The 20048-nt window shown below is 74.9% G+C and carries 18 protein-coding genes; 10 read left to right on the forward strand and 8 right to left on the reverse strand.

From position 1 onward, the window contains the following. Positions 1-12 precede the first annotated feature (12 nt). Positions 13-486 carry a peptidylprolyl isomerase gene (locus VEW93_04280; protein HYI61004.1) on the forward strand — a complete coding sequence of 158 codons (474 nt, stop codon included), beginning with the start codon at positions 13-15 and terminating at the stop codon, positions 484-486. 36 nt (positions 487-522) lie between these two features. Beyond that, positions 523-2178 carry an AMP-binding protein gene (locus tag VEW93_04285; protein ID HYI61005.1) on the forward strand — a complete coding sequence of 552 codons (1656 nt, stop codon included), beginning with the start codon at positions 523-525 and terminating at the stop codon, positions 2176-2178. 131 nt (positions 2179-2309) lie between these two features. Here VEW93_04285 and VEW93_04290 read toward each other — a convergent pair whose 3' ends face one another. The 6 genes from VEW93_04290 to VEW93_04315 are packed head-to-tail and all read right to left on the reverse strand — an operon-like array spanning position 2310 to position 9017. Continuing rightward, positions 2310-2897: a helix-turn-helix domain-containing protein gene (locus tag VEW93_04290; protein ID HYI61006.1), complete on the reverse strand. Its 588-nt coding sequence runs from the start codon at positions 2895-2897 to the stop codon at positions 2310-2312. A 26-nt stretch (positions 2898-2923) separates the two neighbouring features. Further along, complete coding sequence (locus VEW93_04295) at positions 2924-4141, reverse strand: ABC transporter ATP-binding protein (protein HYI61007.1); 1218 nt, start codon at positions 4139-4141, stop codon at positions 2924-2926. Further along, entirely contained in the window at positions 4141-5358 is a 1218-nt protein-coding gene (locus VEW93_04300; GenBank protein ID HYI61008.1) for an ABC transporter ATP-binding protein, read from the reverse strand. The genes VEW93_04295 and VEW93_04300 overlap by 1 nt, the downstream gene beginning before the upstream one ends. Further along, positions 5355-6338, reverse strand: a complete 984-nt coding sequence (locus tag VEW93_04305; GenBank protein ID HYI61009.1) for an ABC transporter permease — start codon at positions 6336-6338, stop codon at positions 5355-5357. Before VEW93_04305 ends, VEW93_04300 begins: the two co-directional genes overlap by 4 nt. After that, positions 6319-7473, reverse strand: coding sequence for an ABC transporter permease (locus VEW93_04310; GenBank protein HYI61010.1), 1155 nt, complete (start codon positions 7471-7473; stop codon positions 6319-6321). Before VEW93_04310 ends, VEW93_04305 begins: the two co-directional genes overlap by 20 nt. A gap of 29 nt (positions 7474-7502) precedes the next feature. Then, positions 7503-9017: an ABC transporter substrate-binding protein gene (locus VEW93_04315; GenBank protein HYI61011.1), complete on the reverse strand. Its 1515-nt coding sequence runs from the start codon at positions 9015-9017 to the stop codon at positions 7503-7505. Positions 9018-9455: 438 nt separating this feature from the next. Here VEW93_04315 and VEW93_04320 point away from each other — a divergent pair, with 438 nt between their 5' ends. Further along, the gene (locus VEW93_04320; protein ID HYI61012.1) at positions 9456-10559 is read left to right on the forward strand and encodes a tetratricopeptide repeat protein; all 1104 of its coding nucleotides are present in this window, start codon (positions 9456-9458) and stop codon (positions 10557-10559) included. A 15-nt stretch (positions 10560-10574) separates the two neighbouring features. Here VEW93_04320 and VEW93_04325 read toward each other — a convergent pair whose 3' ends face one another. Continuing rightward, complete coding sequence (locus VEW93_04325) at positions 10575-11933, reverse strand: lytic murein transglycosylase (protein ID HYI61013.1); 1359 nt, start codon at positions 11931-11933, stop codon at positions 10575-10577. A gap of 250 nt (positions 11934-12183) precedes the next feature. Here VEW93_04325 and VEW93_04330 point away from each other — a divergent pair, with 250 nt between their 5' ends. From VEW93_04330 to VEW93_04360, 7 genes are all read left to right on the forward strand, one after another. Next, the gene (locus tag VEW93_04330; GenBank protein ID HYI61014.1) at positions 12184-13140 is read left to right on the forward strand and encodes a crotonase/enoyl-CoA hydratase family protein; all 957 of its coding nucleotides are present in this window, start codon (positions 12184-12186) and stop codon (positions 13138-13140) included. Between the two features lie 7 nt (positions 13141-13147). Next, positions 13148-14575 carry an FAD-binding oxidoreductase gene (locus VEW93_04335; GenBank protein ID HYI61015.1) on the forward strand — a complete coding sequence of 476 codons (1428 nt, stop codon included), beginning with the start codon at positions 13148-13150 and terminating at the stop codon, positions 14573-14575. Further along, positions 14568-14930 (forward strand): DUF4326 domain-containing protein, encoded by a 363-nt coding sequence (locus VEW93_04340; protein ID HYI61016.1) that lies wholly within the window; start codon positions 14568-14570, stop codon positions 14928-14930. Before VEW93_04335 ends, VEW93_04340 begins: the two co-directional genes overlap by 8 nt. A gap of 122 nt (positions 14931-15052) precedes the next feature. Beyond that, positions 15053-16132, forward strand: coding sequence for a PP2C family protein-serine/threonine phosphatase (locus VEW93_04345; GenBank protein HYI61017.1), 1080 nt, complete (start codon positions 15053-15055; stop codon positions 16130-16132). 96 nt (positions 16133-16228) lie between these two features. Continuing rightward, on the forward strand, positions 16229-17830 hold the full coding sequence (locus VEW93_04350) for an acyl-CoA carboxylase subunit beta (GenBank protein HYI61018.1): 1602 nt from the start codon (positions 16229-16231) through the stop codon (positions 17828-17830). A gap of 43 nt (positions 17831-17873) precedes the next feature. Continuing rightward, positions 17874-18968, forward strand: a complete 1095-nt coding sequence (locus tag VEW93_04355; protein ID HYI61019.1) for a hydroxymethylglutaryl-CoA lyase — start codon at positions 17874-17876, stop codon at positions 18966-18968. 49 nt (positions 18969-19017) lie between these two features. After that, a complete protein-coding gene (locus VEW93_04360) occupies positions 19018-19242 on the forward strand; it encodes a hypothetical protein (GenBank protein ID HYI61020.1) in 225 nt (74 codons plus the stop codon). Positions 19243-19257: 15 nt separating this feature from the next. Here VEW93_04360 and VEW93_04365 read toward each other — a convergent pair whose 3' ends face one another. After that, complete coding sequence (locus VEW93_04365) at positions 19258-19746, reverse strand: HNH endonuclease signature motif containing protein (protein ID HYI61021.1); 489 nt, start codon at positions 19744-19746, stop codon at positions 19258-19260. Positions 19747-20048 lie beyond the last annotated feature (302 nt).

Consider the following 20048-nt stretch of genomic DNA (forward strand, 5'->3'; position numbering starts at 1 on the left):
GGATCGATCCCCATGGCCAAGCAGCCCGACATGCAGATCGACACCGACACCCGCTACGAGGTGGTCCTCGGCACCGACAAGGGGGACATCACCATGGTGCTCGACCCCGCCCTCGCCCCGGTGACCGTCAACAACTTCGTGACCCAGGCCCGGGCCGGCTTCTACACCGGCCTGACCTTCCACCGGGTGGTGGCCGGCTTCGTCATCCAGGGCGGCGACCCGGACGGCACCGGCCGGGGCGGCCCCGGCTACAAGTTCGCCGACGAGCCGGTCCGAGCCGACTACGTCCTGGGCGCGGTGGCCATGGCCAACGCCGGCCCGAACACCAACGGCAGCCAGTTCTTCATCTGCATCGAGGACTGCACCGGCAAGCTCGACAAGCTCTACAACCTGTTCGGCTTCGTCACCAGCGGCATCGAGGTGGCCCAGGCCATCGCCGTCGGCGACCGCATGAACAGCGTCACCGTCACCGAGAAGGCCGACTGACCCGCCCCGCGGACCCCGCCGGAGGAGCCGATGGCCGTGGGTGAGCCGACCGGTGTGTCCCTGGCCGCGGCCCACGAGGCCATCGCGGCCCGGGTCGGCGACCGCGACGCCCTGGTGTGGCGGGGCCGCACCTGGTCCTGGGCCGAGGTGGCCGACCGGACGGCCCGGTTGGCCGCCGTGCTCCGGGCCCACGACGTGGGGCCGGTGGCCGACCCCGCCCCCGAGCCCTGGGCCTCGCCCCACGAGCACCTGGCCCTGGTCCTGCTGAACGGCAACGAGTACCTGGAGGGCATGGTCGGCGCGGCCCGGGCCCGGGCCGCGGCGGTGAACATCAACTGGCGCTACACGGCGCCGGAGATGGTCGAGGTGCTCGACGACGCCTCGGCCGCGGCGGTGGCCTACCACGGGCGCTACGCCGAGGTGGTGGCCGACGCCGTGGCCCGCATGGCCGTGCCCCCCCGGCTGCTGCTGCGGGTCGACGACGGCAGCGGCGACCCGCTCCTGCCCGGGGCCCTGGACTACGAGGCGGCCCTGGCCGCGGCCCAGCCCGCCCCGCCCGACCCGGCGTGGAACGGGGACGACCGCTACGTGCTCTACACCGGCGGCACCACCGGGCGGCCCAAGGGGGTGCTGTGGCGCCAGGCCGACTTCCTGACCACCTGCCTGGGCATCACCGCCACCCACGACGAGCTGGTCGAGGCGGCCGGCCGCGAGCGGCGCCTCCGGGCCCTGCCCGCCCCGCCGTTCATGCACGGCGCCGCCCACTGGAACGCCCTCAGCGCCTGGATGGGCGGTGGCACCGTGGTGATCCAGGACGTGGTCGAGCGCTTCGACCCCGGCGACGTGGTCGACACGTGCATCCGGGAGGAGGCCACGTCGCTGCTGGTGGTGGGGGACGCCTTCGCCCGGCCGCTGGTGGCCGAGCTGCGGGCCCGGCCCCGCCCCCTGCGCCTGCGCCACCTCCTGACCGGCGGCACCACCCTGTCGGCCCCGGTCAAGGCCGACCTCCTGGACCTGGTCCCCGGCCTCCAGATCGTGGACGTCCTCGGCTCCTCGGAGACGGGCCGCCAGGCCATCACCCGCTCCGGCGGCGCCTCGCCGGGCACCGCCCCGGGGGCCCGGCCGGCCATCAGGGGCTCGTTCCGGCCCGAGGCCACCACCGTCGTGGTCAGCGAGGACCGCAGCCGCGTCCTGCCCCCCGACGATCGCTCGCTGGGGTGGCTGGCCCAGGGGGGCCGGGTGCCGCTGGGCTACCTGGGCGATCCCGAGAAGACGGCGGCCACCTTCCCGGTGATCGAGGGGGCCCGCTACTCGGTGGCCGGCGACCGGGCCCACTGGACCGACGACGGGCGGGTCGAGCTGCTGGGCCGGGAGGCGGCCTGCATCAACACCGGGGGCGAGAAGGTCTTCGCCGAGGAGGTGGAGCGGGCCCTGGCCCACCACCCCGGGGTGGCCGACTGCCTGGTGGTGGGCCGACCCCACGAGCGCTTCGGCCAGGAGATCGTGGCCGTGGCCGCCGTCCGCCCCGGCGCCGTGGTCGAGCTCGACGCGCTGCGGGCCGTGGCCGCCGACCACCTGGCCCCCTACAAGCTGCCTCGGGCCCTGGTGACCGTGGACGCGGTGCGCCGCAGCCCCAGCGGCAAGCCCGACTACGCCTGGGCCCGCGACGCCGCCGTGGCCGCCGCTCCCTGACCCCGTCGCATGGGGATCGGGGGGGCCGGCGGGGACGCCCCACGCGGTGCGGCGGGTGGACGACGGCCGACCTGGCCGCCCACCTGGTGGTGCGGGAGCGCAAACCCGTTGGCCGCGCCGCGTCGGCCGGGTCAGGGGCCGGCGACGGGGCCCACGCCGCGGTCGCGGAGGCCGGGGCCGATGAGGTCGCGCACGAAGCGGGCCAGGGCGTCGCGACCGGCCTGGTCGGGTACCGGGTCGAGCACGGCCACCTCGTAGAGGGCGGTCACCGACCAGGCGGCCAGGCGGGCGTCGGGGGAGCCGCCCCACAGCTCGGCCAGGCGCCGGACCCGGTCGGCCCGGGCGGCCAGCACCACCGGGTGGTCCAACAGGCCGCTGCGGGCGATGAGGCGCCAGGTGTCGGCGTTCAGCCGGGTGTAGCGGGCATAGGCCCGGCCCAGGGCCTCGAGCTGGGCGGCCAGGTCGGTGCCGGGATCGAGGGCGGCCAGCACCTCGCGGTCGAGCCGTTCCAGGGTGCGGGCGGCCAGGGCCACCAGCAGCCCGGTCCGGTCCTTGAAGTAGTTGTAGACCAGGCCGCGGGACACCTGGGCGGCATCGGCGATCTCCTCGAAGGTGACCTCCGAGGGGAGGCGGTCGGCCAGGGCCCGCTCGGCGGCGTCGAGGATCAGCGCCCGCCGGACCCCCGGGTCGAGGCGGGTTCGCGTCGTCCTGCCGGCCATGCCCTCTGCCCCCGGCCGGCCGAGGCTCAGCCCTGGTCGGGCCCGCTGCGTGCGGCCCGGCCGCTGGTGGCCAGGTCGACCTGTACGTCGACCAGCGGGTGGTGGCAAGCCACGAAGCGCCCGTCGCCGGTGGGGGCCATGATCGGCACCACCTCGACGCAGTCCTGCTGGGCCCGGGGGCACCGGGTCCGGAAGTGGCACCCGCTGGGCGGGGCCAGGGGCGAGGGCAGCTCGCCGGCCAGGGCCTCCCGCTGCTGGTGGCGCAGGTCCGGGTCGGGCTCGGGGATGGCGGCCAGCAGGGCGTCGGTGTACGGGTGGGCGGGCCGGGAGTAGATGATCTCCGGCGGTCCCACCTCGCACATCCGGCCCAGGTACATCACCGCCACCCGGTCGCTCACGTTCTTGACCACGGCCAGGTCGTGGGCGATGAAGACCAGGGTAAGGCCGTAGCGGGCCTTCAGGTCCTCGAGCAGGTTGAGGATCTGGGCTTGGACCGAGACGTCGAGGGCCGAGACCGGCTCGTCGCAGATGATGAGGTCGGGCTCGGTGACCACCGAGCGGGCGATGGAGATGCGCTGGCACTGGCCGCCCGAGAACTGGTGGGGGCGCCGGCCCCAGGCCGCCTCGGGGTCGAGGCCGACGGCCTCCAGCACCTCGTGCACCTTGGCCCGCTCGGCGTCGGTCATGCGCTGGCCCACCCCGCCCACCACGTGCACCAGGCCCACGGCCGCCCCGGCCAGCAGCAGGGCCACGCCCACGGCGAACAGGCCCAGCACGCCGAAGGCCGAGAGCAGCAGGACCACGGCGCCAACCGCGGCCAGGGCCATGCCCACCAGGGTGATGGGGGAGCGGGGCGGAGGGTCCCAGATGCGGATGCCCTCGGCCACGATGTCCTCGACCTTGCGGTTGGGGTTCAGCGAGGAGATCGGGTCCTGGAAGATCATCTGGAGCCGGGTGCGGACCCGCCGCAGGGTCTCGCCCCGCAGGGCGGCCAGGTCGGTGCCCTCGAAGAGCACCTTGCCCTCGGTGGGGGGCGGGAGCTGGAGGATGGCCCGGCCGGTGGTCGACTTGCCGCAGCCCGACTCGCCGACGAGGCCGAGCGTCTCGCCCCGCCGGATGTCCAGGGACACGTCGGTGACGGCGAAGACGGTGCCCCGCCCGGTGGGGAAGCGGACGTGCAGGTTCTCGACGCGCAGGAGCGCCTCGTCGGCCGGGCCGAGGTGGGCGTCGCCGTGGCCGGCCATCAGCGGGTCCCTTCGGGGGCGGGGGGAGCGGGCGGGGGGTCGTCGCGAGCCGGGGCGGCATCGCCGGTGGTGCCGTCCCCGGCGCCGGTGGCCACCTCGCGGGGCGGGGTGGAGGGGGGGTCGGTGGCCGCGCCCGAGGCCTCGTCGGCCGGCGTGTCCAGGACGGGCTCGGCCGCCACGGCGTCGCCCGGCTCGCGCTCCTGGGCGTGCTCCACCACCGAGGCCAGGGTGGTCTGCTCCGAGGCGATGCCCACCGGGTACCAGCACCGGTACAGGTGGCCGTCGCCGGCGTCCTCCAGCGGGGGCTCCACCTCGTGGCACCGCTCCCGAGCGTACGGGCAGCGGGGGGCGAAGCGGCAGCCCCGGGGCGGGTGGAGCAGGTCGGGCGGGCGCCCGCCGATGGCCTCCAGCCGGGTGTGGCTGGGCAGGTCGAGGCGGGGGATCGACTTGAGCAGGGCCTCGGTGTAGGGGTGGCGCATCTCGCGGAAGAGCACGTCGGTGGGGGCCTTCTCCACGATGCGGCCCCCGTACATCACCGCGATGTCGTCGGCCCGGGTGGCCACCACGCCCAGGTCGTGGGTGACCAGGACCACGCCCATGCGGCGCTCCTCCTGCTGGGCGGCCAGCAGGTCGAGGATCTGGGCCTGGACGGTGACGTCGAGGGCGGTGGTGGGCTCATCGGCGAAGAGCAGCGCCGGGCCGCAGGCCAGGGCGATGGCGATGACCACCCGCTGGCGCATGCCGCCCGAGAGCTCGTGCGGGTACTGCGAGAGGCGGCGCTCGGGCTCGGGGATGCCCACCGACCGCAGCAGGGCCACGGCCGCCTCCCGCTGCTGGACGCCGGAGTAGTCCAGGTGCTCCCGGATGGACTCGATGATCTGTTGGCCGATCTTCTGGACCGGGTTCAGGGCCGTCATGGGGTCCTGGAACACCATGGCCATCTGGGCGCCCCACACCTTGCGCAGGGCCCGGGGCGAGGCGCCGACCATCTCGAAGCTGTCGAAGCGCACGCTGCCGGTGACGGTGGCGTTGTTGGGGACCAGCCCCATGATCGAGCGGGACAGGACGGACTTGCCCGAGCCGGACTCGCCCACGATGCCCAGGGTGTGCCCCCGGTCGAGGGTGAAGGACACGTCCTCCACGGCCCGGACGGGGCCGCGGGGCGTCCCGAAGGTGGTGGAGATGGCCCGGACATCGAGGAGGTGGTCGGTGCTCACAGCGCGCTGTCCCGGACGTCGAACTTCCGGCGCACGGCGTCGCCCAGGTAGTTGAGGGCCATCAAGGTCAGGAACACCGCCACGATCGGGGAGAACAGGGCGTTGGTGGGGGCGTTCCGGACGTTGCGGTTCTCGGCGATCATGTTCCCCCACGACGGGGTGGGCAGCTCGATGCCGACCCCCAGGATGCTCAGGCCGCCCTCGGCGATGATGGCCACGCCCACGCCCAGCAGGGCGATGGAGAACATGGCGGGCAGCACGTTGGGCAGCACCTCCCGGACCATCAGGCGGGCGTTCTTCGCCCCCTGGGCCCGGGCGGCCAGCACGAACTCGCGCTGGGCCCAGCTCAGGGTGGTGGCCCGGGTGATGCGGGCCAGGAGCGGGATGGCCACCACGCCGAGGGCGATGATCAGGATCTGGATGGTGGTGAGGCCGCTCTTGGGCACCTCGGCCGCCGCCCCCCCGGTGGCCGCCGCCGCCCCGCTGCCCTGGCCCGGGTCGGGGCGGAGGAAGGCGACCAGGCTGAGGGCCAGCACCAGCTGGGGGAAGGCCAGCAGGATGTCGAACAGGCTGGAGAGGAAGGTGTCGGCCCGGCCCCGGCGGAACCCCGAGATCAGCCCCAGCGTGCCCCCCACCACCAGCCCGAGGAGCACCGAGCCCACGCCCACCAGCAGCGACGAACGGGCCCCGAAGACCAGGCGGGACAGGACGTCGCGCCCCAGGGCGTCGCCGCCCAGGATGTGGCCGTCGGACATGAGCCCCTGCCGGGCCAGGCCCCGGACCGGCTGGGTGGGGTCGTCGACGGGCAGGACGGGGGCCAGGATGGCCACCAGGGCCACCAGGATCAGCCACGCCGCCGACAGCCACCCGATGACGCCCAGGCCCGGTCGCTTGGCCCCGCCGGCCGCCGCCGCGTCCTCGACCTCGGCCGGCGCCTCGGGGGTGGGCGGGTCGACGATGTCAGGAGGCAGCGCGGACATTGCGGATCCGGGGGTCGAGGATGGAGTAGACGATGTCGAGCACGGCGTTGATCAGCACGAAGGCGATGGCCACGATGGCCACGCAGCTCTGGAGCACCACGTACTGGCGGCGCAGGATCGACTCGGCGATGAGCGAGCCCATGCCCGGGATGCCGAAGATGACCTCGATCACCACGGCCCCGCCGATCAGGGCCCCGACGTTGAGGCCGGCCACGGTGAGCAGGGTGAGGCTGGAGGGCCGGAGGGCGTGGCGCCACAGCACCCGGCTGCTGGACACGCCCTTCGACTTGGCCATGAGGATGAAGTCCTCCTGGAGGGTCTGGATCATGTCGCTGCGGAGCAGGCGCATGTAGACCGCGATCTGGCCCACGGCCAGGCTGACCGCGGGCAGGACCATCTGCCGGAAGTGGTCGCCCATGGTGTCCAACCCGAACTCGGCGTAGCCCTGGGGGTTCACCGGCAGCGACGAGCGCACGCCGATCCAGTAGGCCAGCAGCAGGGCCAGGGCGAAGTTGGGCAGCGACAGCATCCCGAAGGCGCTGGCGTTGGCGATCCGGTCGAACAGGCCGTTCTGCCGGTAGGCCGTCAGCACCCCGAGGGGGATGGCGATGAGCAGGGCGATGAGCTGGGAGTAGAGGATGAGCTGGAGCGAGGCCGGCACGGCCCGCGACACCTTGTCCTCCACCGGCCGGGTGCTCGACACGGTGTACTCGTTGCCCAGGTCGCCGGTGGCGAAGTCGCTGACCCAGCTGACGTACTGCGAGGGGAGCGAGTCGTTGAGCCCCAGGTCCTCGCGGATGGCGTCCTTGCGCTCCTGCACCACCCGCCGGGCCGTCTCGTCCTCACCGCTGGTGCTCAGGGGTACGAGCAGGTCCTCGGGCTCGCCCGGCAGCAGCCGCACGAGCAGGAAGGTGAAGATGGTGACCACGAAGAGCACCACGGTGAGCTGGGCCAGCTTGCGGGCCACCTGGGCCACGCCCAGCGTCGCCACCGCCGCCCCCAGGAGGAGGGCGGCGATGGCGAGCAGGAGGACGAGGGTGTTGCCGGTGGCCACCAGCACGACGGCCACCACCAGGCCCACGAGCACCGCCGAGACGGTGACCAGGGTCTTGAGGAGGGGGGAAGAGGAGAGCACGCGTGGATCCGGGCTCGGTCAGGCCGGGTTCACTGCTCGACCCAGATGCCCTGGACCGGGTGCCCGGTGGGCAGGCCCTTGAACGGGGCGGAGCCGTCGGGCAGCTTGGGCTGCTCCTCGGCCGAGAAGCCGTGGACCTCGGGTCGGCTGCCCACGATCCACTCGGTCCAGTTGGCCCACAGGCTCCACACCTGCTCGCCGAAGCGGCGGTTCAGGTCCTGGTAGATCTGCTTGCGGGCGTCGGGGTCGGGCTCGGAGCGGCCCTCGTCGAGGAGGCGCTGGATCTCCGGGTCGTCGATGCGGGCGAAGTTGGCCGGCGAGCCGGTCGACCACCACACGTAGAGCTCGTCGGGGTCGCCGCCCGGGTAGTTGCGGAAGCCCTGGATCTGGAAGTCGCCGGCGATGGCGTTGGAGATCAGCTCGGCCTGTTCGATGGTGGTCAGGTTGATGTCCATGCCGATGTTCCCGAACGCCTGCTGGACGTACTGGGCGATCTGCTGGGTCTGGGTGCCCGGCGTGGCCTGGTAGGTGAGCTCGATGGGGCCGTTCTCGGCCTCGTACTCCTCGACCAGGCGGGTGGCCTCCTCGATGTCACCCTCCTTGGGGAAGCCGGTCTCCTCCAGGTAGCCGATCGACCCGGGGGCGAAGGGGCCGGTGGCCTGCTGGAACAGGCCCTGGTTGATGACCTGCCGGTAGTCCTCGCGGTCGATGGAGAGGGCCAGGGCCTGGCGCACCCGGATGTCGTCCAGCGGGGGCTCGGACGTGTTCATCTGCAGGAACGTGACCTCGGCGTTCTCGGCCGACTCGTACGTGTTGGCCTGGCCGTTCTCCTTCAGGTCGCGCAAGGTGAGGAACTCGGGTGCCCCGGAGGCGTGCAGCAGGTCGATGTTGCCCGACTCCATGGCGTTGACCCGCTGCTCGGGCTCGATGATGGGCCGGAAGCGGATCTCGTCGAGGTAGGGGTAGGGCTGGCCGTCGGGGGCGTCCTGCCAGTAGTTGGGGTTCTTGACCGCCACGAACTCCTGGTTGACCTCCCAGCTCTCCAGCTTGAACGGCCCGGTGCCGATCAGCTCGGTGTCGCAGGCGTCCTCGTTGTCGAGCTGGGCCTGGGCCAGGATGCCGATGCGCCCGCTGCCGTGCAGGAAGGCCGGGAAGGCCACCCACGGCACCTTGGTGGTCACCGTGACCTCCATGTCCCCGGTGACCTCGACGGTGTCGATGTTGGCCAGGACGAACCGGAACAGCAGCACGTTGGGCCGGTTGTCGTACGAGCCCCGGTAGGCGTCCAGGTTGTTCTTGACCACCTCGGCGGTGAGGTCGGTGCCGTCGTGGAACTTGATGCCGTCCCGGAGGGTGATGGTCCACTCGTCGTAGGAGTCGTTGGGGGTGACCGACTTGGCCAGGTAGGGCACGTACTCGCCCGCGGCGTTGGGGGCGGTGAGCGTGTCGTAGACGGTCCGGGCCACCATGATCCCGGAGATGGCCAGCTGGGCCTCCGGCAGGCACCAGCCATCGGTGGTCTCGGCCTCCAGGGCGTAGGTCACCGACCCACCGCGCTCGGGGTCACCGACCTCCGTGTTCTCGTCGCCCCCTTCCTTTCCTCCGCAGGAGGCGACGACCAGCGCCAGCGGAAGCAGGACGGCGAGAAGGCGGTGGGACCGCCGACGAACGTGGATCACGAGGAACCCCCTGTGGCGGGATGGAGCCGCTCGAGGCGGCCCACCCAAACGGTTCGGTGAGGTGGATTGGGCTTGGCAACCACGTCGTGGGCGGCTTGTGACGGCCGTCATGGCGGTGTGGCGGCGGCAACCTAGAACGTCCTTGGCAATGCGTCAACAAACCGCGTTCAGGAAGCGTGGCCGCCCCCGTGAGGCGGGTCCGCGGCCGGCCCCGGGCCCCGGGCCGTGGTCGGAAGGGGGCGGGCCCCACGCCTCCGGGAGCGGTTGCCGGGCCGGCCGGGGACCCGGCGATAGGGTCGGCCCGTGACCGACACGGGGGACAGCCAGCCGGGTGCGCCGGGCGACTCCGACGACCCGGTGGCTGCGGCCCGGGCCGCGGTGGACGCCGCCGGCACCCCCGTCGAGAGCGGCCGGGCCCTGGTGGCCCTGGCCCTGGCCTGCCGGGCCGCCGGCGGCGCGGTGGAGGCGGCCGAGGCCGCGGGCCGCGCCGTCGCCGCCCTGCACCAGGCCCAGCAGCCGGTGGCCGCGGCCCGGGCCCAGCGCCTGGCGGCCGACTGCCTGGCCGACGCCGACCACCACGAGGACGCCCTGGCCCTGCTGAAGCGGGCCCGCCGGGTCTTCGTGGACGACGACCGGCGGGGCCCCGACGCCGCCGGCTGCGAGGTGGCCGCGGCCCGCAGCCTGCGGGCCATCGGCCGGCCCGTGGAGGCCCGGCGGGCCCTGCACCGGGCCGAGCAGGCCTACGAGGCGGTGGGCATGCCGGTGCGGGCCGCGGTGTGCGCCCTGGACCGGGCCGTGCTCCTCCACGACGAGGGCGAGGTGGCCGAGGCCGTGGCCCTGCTGGCCGGCGCCCGGGCCACCTTCCTGGGCCACCGGCGCCCCGACCTGGCCGCGGTCAGCGACTTCGACCTGGGGGTGGCGCTCCTAGACAACGGCCAGGCCGACGACGCCATCGAGCGGCTGCTCAGCGCCCGGGGCATCTTCTCCTCCCTGGCCCGCCGGGCCGACGAGGCGGCCTGCGACCTGAACATGGGCGTGGCCCTGCACGCCGTGGGCCGCTCCGACGAGGCCCGCAACGCCCTGCGCCGGGCCCGGGGTGCCTTCCGAGACCTGGGCCGCGACCGCGACGCCGAGCAGGCCGAGCACGACCTCGACGTCCTCGACGGGCTGGTCGACCCCGACACCGCCGAGCTGTCGGTGCTGCGCGACCTGGGCGAGGTGCCCGCCGACGTGGACGTCCTGGCCGCCCGCCTGCCCGAGGCCTCGACCGAGACCCCCGCCGTCGACGCGCCTGGCTCCGGAGGCGGGGCGCCCGGCACCGCCGACGACGCAGCCGACACGGGCGGCGACCGGTCGGACCAGGGCGAGCTCACCCTGCCGGGCCTGCGGCCCGATCCCCCGGCCTGAGGCCGGCTCCGGCGTTCAGCCCCCGGCGGGCACGACGACCGAGGCCGCGTAACCCTTGGCCTGGGCCAGCACCGAGGCGACGTACTCCAGGGAGTGGTTGTAGGAGAAGTAGCCCCGGCTGAGCCCGGCGTCGTCGGCCAGGGCGCCGCTGGCGCACAGGTAGGCGGCGGCGCCGGCGGCGGCGTCGTAGATGTTCTGGATCTCGATCCGGTCGTTCCCGTCACCGTCGCGGCCCCAGGACGCCCAGGTCTGGGGGATGAACTGCATGGGCCCGGCGGCGCGGTCCACGGTGGGGTCACCGTCGACCACCCCGCCGTCGGAGTCGCCGATGGCCGCGGTCCCCCCGAAGCCGGTGAGGGGGATGCCGATGATGGGCTTGGTCAGGCTCCCGTCGGCCCGGACCTCGGACCCCCCGTAGGTGCCGTGCCGCGACTCGACCTTGCCGATGCCGGCCAGGCCCCACCAGGGGACGCCGCACCCGGGGCTCAGCAGCGACATGAGCTCGGCGCCCTTCCAGTAGGCGTCCAGGACCACGAGGGGGAAGTCGGCGCCGACGACGGTGGCCAGCCGGCTCGCCTCGGCCAGGCCGGCCTGGGCCTCGACCAGGGCCACCCCCAGGCGGGCCTCGTCCGCGGTGGCCTCGTCGCGGGTGGCGCGGGCCGCGGCCAGGCCGTCGCGCACCCCGCCCCGCAGGGCGGTGGAGATCTGCTCGGTGTTGCGGTTGTTGCGGGCGTTGCGGCGGGCCTGCTGCAGCTCGGCCAGCCGGCGCTCGGACAGGCTGCCCACGGTGACGTCCTGGGTGGCCATGTCCTGCTGGGCCTCGGCGTCGAAGGTCAGCACCGGGTCGAGGGAGCCGGCGGAGCCGCTGATGTAGGAGCTGATGGCGATCTCCCGCATGGAGGCGGCGATGCGCTCGGCCTGGCCCTCCCAGTAGCGGGCGTTGGAGCGGGCATCCTCGATGGCCTGGGTGAGGGCCGCGTCCCGGGCCGTGAGCTGCTCGATCTCGACCGTCTTCTCCCGGATGAGCCGCAGGGCCGCGGCCCGCTCGTCGGTCAGCCGTGACCGGCGGGCCACGGCCGTGTCGTAGGCCTCGCTGGTGACCTCCACGTCGGCCAGCTCCTCGGCCAGCTCGGGCAGCGGCCCCACCGGCGGCGCCTCCTCGACGGCCGGCGCGCCGCCGGTGCTGCCGGCGCCGGTGGGGTCAGCGGGGTCCGCGGGGTCGGCCGGGCCGGTGGGATCGACGGGCTCGGCGGGGTCGGTCGGTGCGGCCGCGGCGGCGGCCGGGCCGGAGGTTCGGCCGGGTCCGGCCTGGGCGCCGACGGAGGCGGCCGGCACCACGGCCACCAGCGCGGCGAGGGCGGCGGCGACAGCCATCGTGACCAGGGACCGGGTGACCAGGGCCCCGGCGGCCCGGGCGGGGCCGGACGGGCGCGCCGGACCGACGGCGGGGCGGGGGGCGGGGTGGTCCGAGGGGCGCATGGGTGGTTCGGGGTGCGACGCGGCGGCGAGAGGATCACACCGGTCGCCGGCGCAGCGGCCGACCCGCTACCCATCGGCCGCACCGCCCACACCGTGAGCGCCTCGTCGGCAGGGGCCTGGTCTCCGGCGGGCGTACTCTCGGGGCGTGACCAGCTCCGCGCCCGCTCCGTCCGCGCCGTCGTCGTCCGGGGCCGAGCGGCCCCCGGCCCGGGAGCCCGACTCCGACCGGGTGGTGGTGACCGTGGCCGACGGGGTGGCCGAGGTCCGGCTGGCCCGCCCCGACAAGATGAACGCCCTCGACGGGCGCATGTTCGCCTCCATCGTGGCCGCCGGCGACCGGGTGGCGGCCGACCCCACGGTGCGGGCCGTCGTCCTCCACGGCGAGGGCCGGTCGTTCTGCGCCGGCCTGGACACGTCCAGCTTCGGGGCCATGGCCGCCCCGCCCCCGGCCCAGGCCGGCGACCGGTCCAGCAACGGCGGTGGTGGCGAGGCCGGCGACGGCGCGGGGGCGGTGGCCAGCGCCCTGTCGGGGACGCGGTCGATCGTGGACCGCCTGCCGGGCCGGCCCTCCAACCTGTTCCAGGAGGTGGCCCACGTCTGGCACGCCCTCCCGCAGCCGGTGGTGGCCGCACTCCACGGCCACGTCCTGGGCGGCGGCCTGCAGATCGCCCTGGGGGCGGACATCCGCATCGCCGCCGCCGACGCCAAGCTGTCGGTCATGGAGGTCCGCTGGGGCCTGCTGCCCGACATGACCGGGCCGCAGATGCTGGTGCGGCTGTGCGGGCTGGACGTGGCCAAGGAGCTGGTGTTCACCGGCCGGCGCATCACCGGGGCCGAGGCCCACGGGCTGGGCCTGGTCACCCACGTCTCCGAGGACCCGCTGGGCGACGCCCGGGCCCTGGCGGCCGAGATCGCGGGCCGGAACCCGGAGGCCGTCCGGGGGGCCAAGGCCCTCCTCAACGCGGCCGGCACCCGCCCGCTGGAGGAGTCCCTGGTGGACGAGTCCCGGCGTATGGAGGCCCTGATGGGCAGCCCCAACCAGGTCGAGGCGGTCATGGCCGAGCTGGAGGGCCGCGCCCCCCGGTTCGCCGACGGCGCCTGAGCGGGCCGTGACCGGGCCGGAGCCGTTGCCGGCCGCCCTCCGGCGCGATCTGGAGGCCGCCGTGGGGTCGGCCCACGTCCTGGTCGACCCCGAGGTCACGGCCGGGTACGCCGTGGACTGGACCGGGCGCTTCCGGGGGGCGACGCCGGCGGTGGTCCGGCCCGGGTCCACCGCCGAGATCGGGGCCGTGGTCGCGGCCTGCGCCGCGGCCGGCGTGGCCGTCGTGCCCCAGGGTGGCAACACCGGCCTGGTCGGCGGGTCGGTGCCCCTGGCCGGGGAGGTGGTCCTGTCCCTGGCCCGCCTCTCCGGCGTCACCGACGTGGACGCGGCCGCCGGGCAGCTGACGGCCGGGGCCGGCACGCCCATCGCCGTCGTGCAGGCCGCGGCCCGAGCCGCGGGGTGGGCCTACGGCGTCGACTGGGGGGCCCGGGACACGGCCACGGTGGGGGGCTCGGTGGCCACCGACGCCGGGGGCCTGCACGTCATCCGCCACGGCTCCACCCGGGCCCAGCTCCTGGGGGTCGAGGCCGTGCTGGGCTCGGGGGCCGTGGTCCGGGACCTGGGCCGGTTGGAGAAGGACGCCACCGGCTACCACCTCTCCGGCCTGCTGTGCGGCAGCGAGGGCACCCTGGGGGTGGTGGCCGCGGCCCGGCTGCGGCTGGTGGCCCACCAGCCGGACCGGGCCGTCGCCGCCCTGGGCTTCCGGTCGATGGGCGCCGCGGTGGCCGCCGTGGGGCAGCTGCGCCGGGGCCTGGCCGGGTTGGAGGCGGCCGAGGCCTACCGGGCCGCCGAGGCCGAGCTGGTGGCCGGGCACCTGGGCGTCGCCCCCGCCCTCGGGCCCTCGCCCCCGGTGACGGTGCTGGTCGAGTGCGCCGGGGTGGGCGAGCAGGTCACGGCCCTGGGCCGGGCGGTGGCGGCGCTGGAGGGCGTGTGCGAGACGCTGGTGGCCGAGGACGGGCCCCGCCGAGCCGCGCTGTGGCGCCCGCGTGAGGCCCTGACCGAGGCCATCGCCGCCCTCGGCCCCCACCACAAGCTCGACGTGTCGCTGCCGGCGCCGGAGCTGGCCGCCTTCGCCGAGGAGGTGCCGGCCCGGGTGGCGGCGGTGGCCCCGCAGGCCCGGACGTGGCTGTTCGGCCACCTGGGCGACGGCAACCTGCACGTGAACGTGAGCGGGGTGGCGCCCGACGACCACGCCGTCGACGACGTGGTGCTGGGCCTGGTGCTCGACCGGCGGGGGAGCATCAGCGCCGAGCACGGCGTCGGCACGGCCAAGCGGGCCTGGCTGGCCCGCCAGCGGGGTGACGACGCGGTGGCCGCCATGCGGGCGGTGAAGGCCGCCCTCGACCCGGCCGGCATCCTCAACCCCGGCGCCCTCCTGCCGCCGCCGGACGCCGCTGGCGGGCCCGGCCGGCGCGGGGGGCGGGCCGGTGCCTGAGCGCATCCAGCTCCGGCGGACCAGGGGCTGGCGGAAGCCGCCCGGGGCCGTCGTGGTGGCCCGGCCCTCCCGCTGGGGCAACCCGTTCCCGGTGGGGCCCTTCACCCGGGAGGAGGCGGTGCGCCTGTACCGGGCCCTGGTCGTCGAGGGCGAGGCGACGTGGCACGACGAAGCCGGCCCGCACCGCCGGCAGCGGGGCGACGTCACGCCCCCGGCTCCGACGCCGGCCGAGGTCCGCGCCGCCCTGGCCGGTCGCGACCTGGCCTGCTGGTGCCCGCTGGTCGACCCCGAGGGGCGTCCGGTGCCCTGCCACGCCGAGATCCTGCTGGAGCTGGCCAACCGGATCGACACCTGATCGTCGGCCCGCTGTCACGCGCGACCGGTACCATCGGGCGGCCGGCTCCGTCGGACGGTTGCCACCCGCCCCGCCGCCCCCGCACCTCCGCCGCTCTCCGGCCGAGCCCGGTCGACCCTGCCATGACCTCCCTCGTCCTCGTCCTCATCGCCGTGGCCTGCGGCATCGCCACCCTGGTGTGGGCCCGCTCGGCCCGCCGGCTGGGGCGGGTGTACCACCGGGTGCTGGCCGACCGGGGCCCGGCGTCCGACGCCGCGGTGCTGGCCCGGTCGGCCTTCCGCAAGGACGTGCACACCACCACCCTGTACGCCGTGCTGTGCGGGGCGTGCGCCGCCCTGGCCCTCTCCGACCGGGCCGACGTGGAGCTGCTGTTCGGCCTGATCCTGGTGCCGGTGGCGGTGTCGGTGCTCTCGGCCCGCGACTTCGTGCGGGAGTCCCGCCTGGCCGACGACCGCTACGACATCGAACGCCGGGCCGAGGAGGTGCTCACCCAGGACCAGCTCGCCCCCCAGCGGTGGGCGGCCCGCCTGGCCCCCGAGGTGCTGCCCAGCCTGGTCGGCTTCGAGCTGGGTCGGGTGTACAAGGCCGGCACCGGGGTCATGGCCGGCGACTTCTTCGACGTGTACGACCTGGGCCGGGGGCGGGTGGCCGCGGTCATCGGCGACGTCACCGGGCACGGCATCGAGCCCTCGATCACCGCCCTCCAGGCCAAGTACCTCCTGCGGGTGTTCCTGCGGCAGTACCGCGACCCGGGGCAGGCCCTGGAGGAGCTGAACGACCGCATGTCGGCCCTGGAGCGGGTCGAGGAGTTCATCTCCTTGTGCGTCGTCGTGTTCGACACCGAGGCCGGCACCCTGCGCTGGGCCTCGGCCGGCCACCCGACGGCCTGGCTGTGGCACGACCGCGAGGTGCGGCCCCTGCGCCACACCGGCCCCCTGCTGATGCTCGACCCGCAGGGCGCCTTCACCAGCCGGGAGCTGCCGCTGGCCACCGGCGACCTGCTCCTCATGTACACCGACGGCCTGGCCGAGGCCCGCAACGGCAACGACTTCTTCGGCGAGGAGCGCATCGGCAACGTCTTGCGCCGCGACCCCGGTGTGGCCCCCGACGTGTTGTGCAAGACCCTGCTGGAGGCGGCCAAGGACTTCGCCGACACGCCCCTCACCGACGACACCGCCATCCTGGCCATCCGCCGCACGTAGCCGCCTGGCTCGGGCCCGGGTCTCCGGCCGGCGTGGCCCGGCGGGGCTGGCACGTCGTTCCCGGGGTGCGCTGGCCCGGTCGGTAGGCTCGCCGCCGTGACCGAGGCCGCCGACCTGACCTCTGCCGGCCCCGGCCCGGCGCCGACCTCGCGGCCGGGGCCGGAGGGCGAGCCCACCACCGCCGACCGGGTGGCCGCCGCCGCCGAGCGGGCCCTGGCCGGGAACCTGGCCAAGGTGGGCGACAAGCTGGAGCGCCAGGGCAAGCTGTTCGTCCGGGACCGCCTCGACCTGCTGCTGGACCCGGGCTCGTTCGTGGAGGACGCCCTGCTGGCCAACACCGCGGCGGCCGACCTCCCGGCCGACGGGGTGGTCACCGGGACCGGCTGCATCGACGGTCGCACCGTGGTGGTGGTGGCCAACGACCCGACGGTCAAGGCCGGCTCGTGGGGGGCCCGCACGGTCGAGAAGATCATCAGGGCCACCGAGCTGGCCCTGCGCCAGGAGCTGCCCGTCTTCTGGCTGGTCGACTCGGCCGGGGCCCGCATCACCGACCAGGTCCAGCTCTTCCCGGGGCGCCGGGGCGCCGGGCGCATCTTCTACAACCAGATCAAGCTCTCGGGCCGGGTGCCGCAGATCTGCTGCCTGTTCGGCCCGTCCGCCGCCGGCGGCGCCTACATCCCGAGCTTCTGCGACATCGTGATCATGGTCGAGGGCAACGCCTCGATGTACCTGGGCTCGCCCCGGATGGCCGAGATGGTCATCGGTGAGCGGGCCACCCTGGAGGAGACCGGCGGCGCCCGCATGCACGCCACCGTGTCGGGGTGCGGCGACAACCTGGCCACCGACGACGCCGACGCCATCGACCAGGCCCGGGCCTGGTTCACCTACTTCCCGCCGTCCTGGCGCGACACGCCGCCCCGCTACCAGCCGGCCGGCCCGGCCCGGCCCCTGGTGACCGGGGTCGTGCCCGAGGACGACAAGGCCGGCTACGACGTCCACGCGGTGATCGAGGGCCTGGTCGACGCCGAGAGCTTCTTCGAGCTCAAGCCGCTCTTCGCGCCCGAGCTGGTGGTGGGGCTGGGGCTCCTGGAGGGCCGGCCGGTGGGCATCGTGGCCAACAACCCGGCCCAGAAGGGCGGCGTGCTGTTCGTCGACTCGGCCGACAAGGCGTCCCGCTTCGTGTGGTGCTGCGACGCCTTCAACATCCCGTTGGTGTTCCTGGCCGACGTGCCCGGCTTCATGATCGGCACCCAGGTCGAGGCCCAGGGCATCATCCGCCACGGCGCCAAGATGGTGACGGCCATCTCGGAAGCCACGGTGCCCAAGGTGTGCGTGGTGCTGCGCAAGGCCTACGGCGCCGGCCTGTACGCCATGTCCGGCCCGGCCTTCGAGCCCGAGGCCACCCTGGCCCTGCCCACGGCCAAGGTCGCGGTCATGGGCCCGGAGGCGGCGGTGAACGCGGTGTTCGCCAACAAGATCGCCGAGATCGACGACCCGGTGGCCCGGGAGGCCTTCGTGGCCGAGCAGCGGGCCATCTACGAGGCCGACGTCGACCTGCTGCGCCTGGCCTCGGAGCTGGTGGTCGACGCCGTCGTCGAGCCCGAGGCCCTGCGCGACGAGCTGGTGCGCCGCCTGGGCCGGGCCGAGGGCAAGGATCGCCACTTCTCCGATCGCCGCCACGGCGTCCCCCCGGTGTGACCGTGCTGCTGTCGGTTGGGGATCAGGTCGGGCCGATGACGCGATGCCGGGGGGAGCGGTGAGCGCGCCGGGGGCGACGACGGCGCGGCCCGCCACGGTGACGTTGCCGGCCGCGGTGACCATCCGGGACGTGGGACCCCGGGACGGGTTGCAGCCGGAGGAGCCGGTGCCGGTGCCGGACCGGGTGCGGCTGGTGCACGCCCTGGCCGACGCCGGGGTCAGTCGCATCGAGGTGGCGGCCTTCGTGTCGCCCAAGGCGGTGCCGGCCATGGCCGGCGCGGCCGAGGTGGTGGCCGGCATCGAGCGCCGCCCCGGGGTCACCTACGCCGCCCTGGTGCCCAACCCCCGGGGGGCGGAGATGGCGCTGGAGTCCGACCTGGACGAGCTGACGGTGACCATCTCGGCGTCGGAGACCTACAACCAGCGCAACGTGCGCATGAGCACCGAGGAGTCGGTGGAGGCCATCGCCCGCATCGTCGAGTTGGCCCGCGCCGCCGACGGCCGCGGCGCCCGCCACGGTGGCGCCGAGCTGGACGAGGTGCCGGTGGTGGGGGTCCCGGTCGACGCGGTGATCTCCTGCGCCTTCGGGTCGCCGTACGAGGGCGAGATCGCCCCCGCCGAGGTGGTGACCCTGGCCCGTCGCCTGGCTGCTGCCGGGGTGAGCGCCTTGACCTTCGCCGACACCACCGGCATGGCCACCCCCCGCCGGGTGGCCGATCTGGTCGCCGCCCTGGACGGGGCCCTGTCCCTGGACGGCAGCTCCCTGGTCCACGGCGAGTCGCGGGCCCGGAACGTGGTGGCCTCGGTCGAGACGCACGGCCTCTCCGGCCTGGGGCTGCACCTCCACGACACCCGGGGCACGGCGCTGGTGAACGCCTATGCCGCCCTGGCCCTGGGCATCACCCGCTTCGACACCGCGGTGGGGGGCCTGGGCGGGTCGCCCTTCGCCCACGGGGCCGGCGGCAACCTGGCCACCGAGGAGCTGGTGGCCCTCCTCGACGACCTGGGCGTGCACACCGGCATCGACATCGAGGGCTTGGTCGACGCCGCCCTGCTGGTGGAGGGCCTGGTGGGCCGGCCCGTCCCCAGCGGCGTGGCTCACGCCGGCCCCCGCACCCGCCGGGCCCCCTCGGCCTGACCCACCCTCCGTTTGGCCCCGGCGAGGCAGGGTGGGGCAGGGTGTCGCGGTGCCGTGGTGCGACGGGTGCGACCGCTTCTACAACCCCAGCTCCCTGGCCATGGACGGGACGTGCAAGGAGTGCGGCGCCTTCATCGCCAGCCCCGACGACGAGCCGGACCGGGAGCGCAGCGGCCGGGCGCCCTGGCACTTCTACGTCCTCATGGTCGCGCTGGTCGTCTACCTGGGCTGGCGGCTGATCCAGGGCATCGGCTGGGTCGTCACCCACATCTGACCGACACCGCCCGGGTCACGGGGGCCGGAGGTCCCAGTGTCCGGGTCCGCCGGTGAGGGTCCAGGCGCTGTAGGTGATGAGGTCGTGGTGGGGGCGGCAGAGGCGGGCGAGGTTGTCGAGTTGGGTGGGGCCGTCGTGGGCGTAGTCGGTGCGCCAGTGGTGGATCTGGAGGTGGTGTCGGGCGGAGCAGTCGGGCACGACGCAGGTGCGGTCGCGGGCGATGAGGGCGGCGCGGATGGGGGCGGGGACGTAGCGGCGGTCGGTGCTGATGACGGCGATGTCGGTGCCTTTGGTGATCACGGTCTTGAGGAGCGCGTCGCGGGCGAGGGTGCGGGCGAAGGTGACCGGTACGGGTCCGAGGCCGGGGACGTCGCAGGTCTCGCCGTCGATGGTGTGGCCGCGGATGAGGGCCTCGTAGCTGGCGTGGACCATGACCTGGGCTGGGGCTCGGCGGTTGCCGCCGGTGCGTCGTCGTTCGGCGAAGCGTCGCTGCGACAGGGGCACGCCTGGTGGTGCGTCCGGTCTCGGCGGCGGGCTGGTGGTGGGATCGGGGGAGGCGGCAGAGGTGGGGCTGGAGGTGGATCGTTCAGCTCGGTCGAGTCGTTCAGGCTCGGGGAACAGGGGCGGTGCACCTGGTGCTGGGCGGTCGTGGCGGTGGGCCCTCGCGGAAGGTCGGTCGACCGGCGGGCTGTCTTGTCGTTGAGGTGTCGGGCGCTCGTCGTGAGGGTCCAGGGGCCGACCGCTGGTCGGGGTCGCGGTCGTGGTGGGCCCGGCCGGGGCGGCAGGTTGGATCGGGTCCGGGTCGG

This window comes from Acidimicrobiales bacterium (assembly GCA_035630295.1).
Lineage (GTDB): Bacteria > Actinomycetota > Acidimicrobiia > Acidimicrobiales > Iamiaceae > Iamia.

Bases quoted from the DNA above. Each gene is read 5' to 3' on its own strand.
- VEW93_04280 (HYI61004.1), top strand. From the start codon at position 13: ATGGCCAAGCAGCCCGACATGCAGATCGACACCGACACCCGCTACGAG.
- VEW93_04290 (HYI61006.1), bottom strand. From the start codon at position 2,897: ATGGCCGGCAGGACGACGCGAACCCGCCTCGACCCGGGGGTCCGGCGG.
- VEW93_04295 (HYI61007.1), bottom strand. From the start codon at position 4,141: ATGGCCGGCCACGGCGACGCCCACCTCGGCCCGGCCGACGAGGCGCTC.
- VEW93_04305 (HYI61009.1), bottom strand. From the start codon at position 6,338: ATGTCCGCGCTGCCTCCTGACATCGTCGACCCGCCCACCCCCGAGGCG.
- VEW93_04325 (HYI61013.1), bottom strand. From the start codon at position 11,933: ATGGCTGTCGCCGCCGCCCTCGCCGCGCTGGTGGCCGTGGTGCCGGCC.
- VEW93_04345 (HYI61017.1), top strand. From the start codon at position 15,053: ATGACCTCCCTCGTCCTCGTCCTCATCGCCGTGGCCTGCGGCATCGCC.
- VEW93_04355 (HYI61019.1), top strand. From the start codon at position 17,874: ATGCCGGGGGGAGCGGTGAGCGCGCCGGGGGCGACGACGGCGCGGCCC.